Origin of the sequence: Streptomyces europaeiscabiei (assembly GCF_001550375.1) — a bacterium.
Classification (GTDB): domain Bacteria; phylum Actinomycetota; class Actinomycetes; order Streptomycetales; family Streptomycetaceae; genus Streptomyces; species Streptomyces europaeiscabiei.
In genome coordinates this window covers 20,911-27,693 of record NZ_LRTR01000023.1, presented here as the reverse complement: position 1 = coordinate 27,693, position 6,783 = coordinate 20,911, and the positions used below count along the sequence as shown (strand labels likewise).

Genomic DNA, 6,783 nt, shown 5'->3' with positions numbered 1-6,783 from the left:
CCTCGGCCGCCGCGGCGAAGCCGTCGTCGATGGCCACCACCCGCCGGCCGGCCGCGTCCAGCAGTGACGCGGCGATGGCGGCCCGCATGCCTCCGGCGCAGTGGACCCAGACCATGCCGTCGGGTATCTCGGAGAGCCGGTCGCGCAGTTGGTGGACCGGGATGTGCACCGAGCCCGTGATGTGGCCGTCGGCGGCGCGCTCGGAGGCGCGGCGGACGTCGAGGACGACGACCCCGCCGCCCGCGCGGACCTCGGCCAGGCCGGCGAAGGTGCCGCGGGGGAAGGTGCGTGGCGGCTCGCCCTCGCGCAGCCAGTCGGCGGGTGACCCGGTGGCCGCGGCGGCCGGACGGTCGATGCCGACGCGCACCAACTCCCTTTGTGCATAGGCAAGTTGGGTCGGGGATTCGGCGAGCAGTGTCACCGGCCTGCCCCAGGGCAGCAGCCAGGCGAGATAGGTGGCGAGCTGCCCCTCCGCCTCGAAGTTCACGGCCCCGTCGACATGCCCCTCGGCGAACGCGACCCGGTGGCGCAGATCCACCACCCACTCGCCCGCCGCCAGCCGCGCGGCGATCTCCTCGGGGCCGGCCGGGGCGGGCGGCGTCAGATCCACCGGCGCGGGCCCCCGTGCGTTGGCGGGGCCCATGTGCGCGTAGTACGCCGGTACGTCGTCCAGGCCGGCCAGCAGCTCGGCGACGAAGGTGTCCGCGTCCTTGACCAGGGCATCGTTGCCGGCCCGCTCCCGCCCGATGGTCGTCGCGCCGCCCGTCGGCCGCCCGGCGGAACAGAAGCTGCCGAAGCCGTGCGTGGGCAGGACGGCCGTGTCGTCCGGCAGCGCATCGGCCAGCCGGTGCGCCGAGGTGTGCTGCGCGCGGGCCAGCTCGGCCGTGAGCCGGGGCTCGACGAGGTCCGGGCGCCCGACCGTGCCGATGAGCAGGGAGCCGCCGGTGAACGCGGCCACCGCCACGCCGCCCTCCTCCAGGACGTACGCGGTGTGGTGCGGGGTGTGCCCGGGTGTGGCGACCGCGCGCAGCGCCAGGGCCGCGTCGATCTCCACCGTGTCGCCGTCGTGCACCGGCACCCGCTCCTGGGCGACCCGCGCCCCGGCGGGCACCAGGTAGGCGGCGCCGGTCAGCCGGGCGAGTTCCGGTCCGCCACTGACGTAGTCGTTGTGGACGTGCGTCTCGACGACGTACGCGATCCGTACGGCCCGCCGGGCGGCGGCCGCGATCATCCGGTCGATGTCGCGCGGCGGATCGACCGCCACGGCTTCGCCCGGACCGCCCGCCAGGTAGCTGCGGTTGCCCAGACCAGGCACCTCGATGGTGTCGACGAAGTACACGGCAGCGCTCCTCTCCTCGTTCGATGTCCCCCTCGCGGAAATTACCCCCGGGGGTATGTGGGTCACGGTAGCAGAGATACCCAGGGGGGTATCTCTGTCAGGGTTGGAGGCACGACGTTCGAGCCGCTCCGCAGGCCCTACCGGCTGGTCAGTCCGTAGGGTGAGCTCGGGGCGGGCGACCGCCCGATCACGGATCGACGGAAGGGTTCACCATGGCGCAGGAAGTACGCGGCGTGATCGCACCGGGCAAGAACGAGCCGGTGCGGATCGAGACGATCGTCGTGCCCGACCCGGGGCCGGGCGAGGCCGTGGTGAAGGTGCAGGCGTGCGGGGTGTGCCACACCGACCTGCACTACAAGCAGGGCGGCATCAGCGACGACTTCCCCTTCCTGCTCGGCCATGAGGCCGCCGGTGTGGTGGAGTCGGTCGGCGCGGGCGTCACGGACGTGGCACCCGGAGACTTCGTGATCCTCAACTGGCGTGCGGTGTGCGGCGATTGCCGTGCCTGTCGACGCGGGCGCCCCTGGTACTGCTTCAACACCCACAACGCCACCCAGAAGATGACCCTCGCCTCGACCGGCCAGGAGCTGTCCCCGGCGCTCGGTATCGGCGCCTTCGCGGACAAGACGCTCGTCGCCGCCGGACAGTGCACCAAGGTCGACCCGGCCGCCGCCCCGGCGGTCGCCGGACTGCTGGGCTGCGGGGTGATGGCCGGCATCGGCGCCGCGATCAACACCGGCAACGTCGGCCGGGGTGACACGGTCGCCGTCATCGGCTGCGGCGGCGTCGGGGACGCAGCCATCGCCGGGTCCCGACTGGCCGGTGCCGAGAAGATCATCGCCGTCGACATCGACGACCGGAAGCTGACCACCGCCAAGAGCATCGGCGCCACCCACACGGTCAACTCCAAGAACACCGACCCCGTCGAGGCGATCCGCGAGCTGACCGGCGGCTTCGGCGCCGACGTCGTCATCGAGGCGGTGGGCCGTCCGGAGACGTACAAGCAGGCCTTCTACGCCCGCGACCTGGCCGGCGCGGTCGTCCTGGTCGGCGTCCCCACTCCGGAGATGAAGCTCGAACTCCCCCTCCTCGACGTCTTCGGCCGCGGTGGAGCCCTGAAGTCCTCCTGGTACGGCGACTGCCTGCCCTCCCGCGACTTCCCCATGCTGATCAACCTCTACCTGCAGGGCCGCCTGGACCTGGAGGCGTTCGTCACCGAGACCATCGCACTCGACGACGTGGAGAAGGCCTTCGAGCGGATGCACGGCGGCGACGTCCTGCGCTCGGTGGTGACGCTCTGATGGCCGCCCGCATCGAACACCTCGTCACCTCCGGGCAGTTCAGCCTCGACGGCGGCACCTGGGACGTCGACAACAATGTCTGGCTCGTCGGCGACGACCACGAGGTCGTCGTCATCGACGCCGCCCACGACGCCGACGCCATCGCCGAGGCCGTGGGCGACCGACGACTGGCGGCCATCGTCTGCACCCACGCCCACAACGACCACATCGACGCCGCCCCCGCCCTCGCCGAGCGCACCGGCGCGCCGATCTGGCTCCACCCGGACGACCTGCCGCTCTGGAAGCAGACCCACCCCGACCGGCTGCCCGACCACTGGCTGGCCGACGGCCAGGTCATCGAGGCCGCCGGTGCCGACCTGACCGTCCTGCACACCCCAGGCCACGCACCGGGCGCCGTCTGCCTGTACGACCCGGGCCTCGGCACGGTCTTCACCGGCGACACCCTCTTCGCCGGCGGCCCCGGTGCCACCGGCCGCTCGTACTCCCACTTCCCGACGATCATCGACTCGATCCGCGACCGCCTCCTCGCCCTCCCGCCCGACACGGTCGTCCGCACCGGCCACGGCGACACCACGACGATCGGAGCGGAGGCCCCGCAACTGCAGGAGTGGATCGCCCGCGGACACTGAGAACCAGGCTCCCCGCGCCTCGCCCCGAAGAGGCGCGGGGAACTGCGCGACGGGCCACGACGAACCGGCAGCCCCCTCTCACGTGACCGATCGAGCTCTTGGGAGCCGACCGGGAAATCCCGACAGAAGATGTCCGGCTTCCACGACACCCTCGTGTCGAGGACGCCGAAACACCCCCGGCGTCCGTCAAAGTGACACTCGTACGCACAGGAGGTCGGACATGTCGAAGCCGCTGGACGGCAAGGTCGCACTCGTCGCCGGAGCCACACGCGGGGCCGGGCGCGGTATCGCCGTGGAACTGGGAGCGGCCGGGGCGACGGTCTACGTGACCGGGCGCTCCACGCGCGAGCGGCGCTCGGAGTACGACCGTCCGGAGACCCTGGAGGACACCGCCGACCTGGTCACCGAGGCCGGCGGCCAGGGAATCGCCGTACCCACCGACCATCTCGAACCGGCGCAGGTCCGGACCCTGGTGGACCGGATCGCCGAGGAACGGGGCCGGCTCGACGTGCTCGTCAACGACGTCTGGGGTGGCGAGAAGCTCTTCGAGTGGGACGCGCCGGTCTGGGAGCACGACCTCGACAACGGCCTGCGGCTGCTGCGCCTGGCTGTCGAGACCCACGCCATCACCAACCACCTCGCACTACCCCTGTTGCTGCGCCACCCCGGCGGCCTGGTGGTGGAGATGACGGACGGCACGGCCGAGTACAACGGCGCCAACTACCGGCTCTCCTTCTTCTACGACCTCGCCAAGGCGTCCGTCCTGCGCATGGCGTTCGCCCTCGGCCACGAACTGGGCCCGCGCGGGGCCACCGCCGTCGCGCTCACCCCCGGCTGGCTCCGCTCGGAGATGATGCTCGACGGGTTCGGCGTCACCGAGGACAACTGGCGCGACGCCCTCGACCGCGTCCCCCACTTCGCCATCTCCGAGACGCCGCGTTACGTCGGCCGGGCCGTCGCCGCCCTCGCCGCCGACCCCGAGGTCGCCCGCTTCAACGGTGACTCCCTCTCCAGCGGTTCCCTCGCCCGGACCTACGGTTTCACCGACCTCGACGGCAGCAGGCCGGACGCCTGGCGCTACCTCGTCGAGGTCCAGGACGCGGACAAGCCGGCGGACACGACCGGCTACCGCTGAACCGTCCTCATGAGCCACTCGACGGGGACGCGGGCGGCGTAGCCGTGGTCACCGGCAGCCGCCAGCGCGCCGAGTGGCCGGGCGGCAGCGCCAGATCCTCGCGTACGGCGGTGTAGTACCCCTCCCGCCCGGCGCGCTGCCGCTCCAGCAGCACCTGCCAGGCCTGCGGGTCCCGGGTCCCGGCGCGCAGGAACTCCTCCATCCTCATCACCGTGACGACCCAGGCACGGGCCTTCTCCACCACCTCGGGGCTGCCGAGGAGCAGCATCGCCTCGCCGGAGGGGTCCCGGGCGACCGTGGCCTGAGCCATGAGGGGCGCGGCCTCCTCCGGCGACAGGGGGTGCGGATGCGGGTCGTTGCCGAGGTGGGAGGCGACCCGGTAGGTCAGGGTGACGGACTGCTTCAGGGCCCGTGCCCAGTCGGCGTACACCGTGAGCCGCCGCTCCTCCCAGCGGGTCGCCCGCTCACGCCGGAACCGGACCTGCTCGCCCCGCATCACCACCAGATACGAGCCGAGCGCGCCCATCACCACGCCGAGCAGGGCCGGGAGTTGCTGGATGAAGGTCGACATGGGAGGACGGTAGCCGGGGCGGAGATCGCGGCGCACCTGTCCCCGTGATCTGCCGCGCAGTACGTTCTGCCGCATGAATGCGACGGGACGCTTCGAGGGGTACGGGGTTCTCATCACGGGCGCGGCGCGCGGGATCGGTGCGGCGACGGCTCGGCGGCTGGCCGAGGAAGGGGCCCGCGTGCTCGTCACCGACGTGGACCTGCCGGCGGCCGAGAGGACCGTGACGGAGCTGCGGGGCAAGGGGCTGGCCGCCGAGGCGTACCGGTGCGACGTCGGGGACCGGGAGTCCGTCGAGGCGGCGATCACGCACGCGGTGGCGGCCCTCGGCTCCCTCGACGTCCTGGTCAACAACGCCTTCGGCTGCACCCCGGACATGCCGCTCTTCGAAGACACCCCGGACGACACCTGGGCCCGCGACCTCGACCTCACCCTGACCAGCGCGTTCCGCTGCTCCCGCGCTGCCCTGCCGCACCTGGTGGCGTCCGGGCGCGGGGCCATCGTCACCATCGGCTCCGTCAACGGCCTCCAGGACTTCGGCAACCACGCCTACAGCGCCGCCAAGGCCGGCCTCATCTCCCTCACCCGCACCCTCGCCGGCGACGCCGCGCCCCGAGGCGTCCGCGTCAACCTGGTGGCCCCCGGCACGGTCCGCACCCCCGGCTGGGCGGGCCGCGAGTCCCACCTCGACGATCTCGCCGAGATCTACCCCCTGGGTCGCGTCGGCGAGCCGGACGACATCGCGGCGGCCGTGGCCTTTCTGGCCTCCGGGGACGCGGCCTGGATCACCGGCACGACCCTGCGCGTGGACGGCGGACTGCTGGCCGTCAACACCGCTTTCGCCGGGGTGGCACAACGGTGGAGGGAAGACGGAGAGGCATAGTCACGAGGTACACGCAGCGCCCTGAGGGGTGCGGGGCTGTGGGGGACATGCGGCTGCCGCCGCGTGGGCGCGACCAGCCACGGACCACCCGCGGCCGACCGGCGAACGAACCCCCGACGGCGCTCGACTCACCCCATCGCCGCAACGATCCCGTCCCAGAACCGAGCCCGCGCCTCCAACGCCAGCACCGCCGTCTCCACAGCCTCCTCCCACCGCCCGTCCACCCCGCCGCACAGATCCGCCACCATGGCCATCGCCATCGGTGTGTGCTCCTCCCCGTCCACCTCGATGTGCCGAGCGAGGTAGTCGCAGAACAACGGGAACCGCTCCGTGCCCTCCTTCTTGATCACCTGGTCGAACATGTCCGGGATCAGGTCCTCCCGGGAGAACGCGAAGGCGGCGGCCCGGCAGTGCAGCGGCCGTTCCCCGATGATCTCGAACGTCGTGCGGACGAACTCGGCCGCGGGGCCGGGAACCTGGGCGACCCGCAGTGCCGCGGGCACGTCGTGGCCCTCGCCGATGAGTCCGAGGAACGTGTCGAGGCGGGAGGTGTCCGCTCCGGCCTCGGCCATGCCCGAGCGGTACAGCTCGAAGTGACTGGTGAACCCGCCGTTCAGCTCGTCGCTCTCCTCGACCAGAACGATGTCGTTGATGAGCCGCCGGCTGACCTCGGACCCGCGCGGCACCCAGGGGACGTCCACACAGGTCAGGTCCCGTTGGAGGGACTTGAGGAGGGACATGAAGTCCCACACCGCGAAGACGTGGTGCTCCATGAACACCGCCATGTCGGAGCGGCTTTCGATGCGCTGATAGATCGGATGCGCGGTGACTTCTTTCCGTACGGGCTCGATCGCGGAGCGCGCCCGGTCGATTCCCTCGTGGTTCATATCCCAGTCGTACCTGGACATGACTCTCCTTCATTTTCGTG

General features: G+C 71.9%; 7 protein-coding genes. 4 read left to right on the top strand and 3 right to left on the bottom strand.

What is annotated here, in order from left to right; all coding sequences use genetic code 11:
- Nucleotides 1-1,339 (bottom strand): MBL fold metallo-hydrolase (locus AWZ10_RS01010; protein ID WP_060890203.1); only part of this gene is annotated, 1,339 nt, incomplete at its 3' end.
- 212 nt (nt 1,340-1,551) lie between these two features.
- On the opposite strand from AWZ10_RS01010, the gene AWZ10_RS01005 reads away from it, so the two are divergent.
- The 3 genes from AWZ10_RS01005 (at nt 1,552) to AWZ10_RS00995 (ending at nt 4,404) form a co-directional block, all read left to right on the top strand.
- Nucleotides 1,552-2,640, top strand: a complete 1,089-nt coding sequence (locus tag AWZ10_RS01005) for an S-(hydroxymethyl)mycothiol dehydrogenase (protein ID WP_060890202.1) — start codon at nt 1,552-1,554, stop codon at nt 2,638-2,640.
- A complete protein-coding gene (locus AWZ10_RS01000; RefSeq protein WP_046707544.1) occupies nt 2,640-3,269 on the top strand; it encodes an MBL fold metallo-hydrolase in 630 nt (209 codons plus the stop codon). Before AWZ10_RS01005 ends, AWZ10_RS01000 begins: the two co-directional genes overlap by 1 nt.
- A gap of 220 nt (nt 3,270-3,489) precedes the next feature.
- Nucleotides 3,490-4,404, top strand: coding sequence for an SDR family oxidoreductase (locus tag AWZ10_RS00995; protein ID WP_046707543.1), 915 nt, complete (start codon nt 3,490-3,492; stop codon nt 4,402-4,404).
- Nucleotides 4,405-4,411: 7 nt separating this feature from the next.
- Here the strand turns inward: AWZ10_RS00995 and AWZ10_RS00990 are convergent, their stop codons facing one another.
- Nucleotides 4,412-4,975 (bottom strand): hypothetical protein, encoded by a 564-nt coding sequence (locus AWZ10_RS00990; protein WP_046707546.1) that lies wholly within the window; start codon nt 4,973-4,975, stop codon nt 4,412-4,414.
- Between the two features lie 73 nt (nt 4,976-5,048).
- Here AWZ10_RS00990 and AWZ10_RS00985 point away from each other — a divergent pair, with 73 nt between their 5' ends.
- Nucleotides 5,049-5,855, top strand: coding sequence for an SDR family NAD(P)-dependent oxidoreductase (locus tag AWZ10_RS00985; RefSeq protein WP_060890201.1), 807 nt, complete (start codon nt 5,049-5,051; stop codon nt 5,853-5,855).
- Between the two features lie 128 nt (nt 5,856-5,983).
- Here AWZ10_RS00985 and AWZ10_RS00980 read toward each other — a convergent pair whose 3' ends face one another.
- Complete coding sequence (locus AWZ10_RS00980; RefSeq protein WP_173531614.1) at nt 5,984-6,763, bottom strand: DUF3050 domain-containing protein; 780 nt, start codon at nt 6,761-6,763, stop codon at nt 5,984-5,986.
- Nucleotides 6,764-6,783 lie beyond the last annotated feature (20 nt).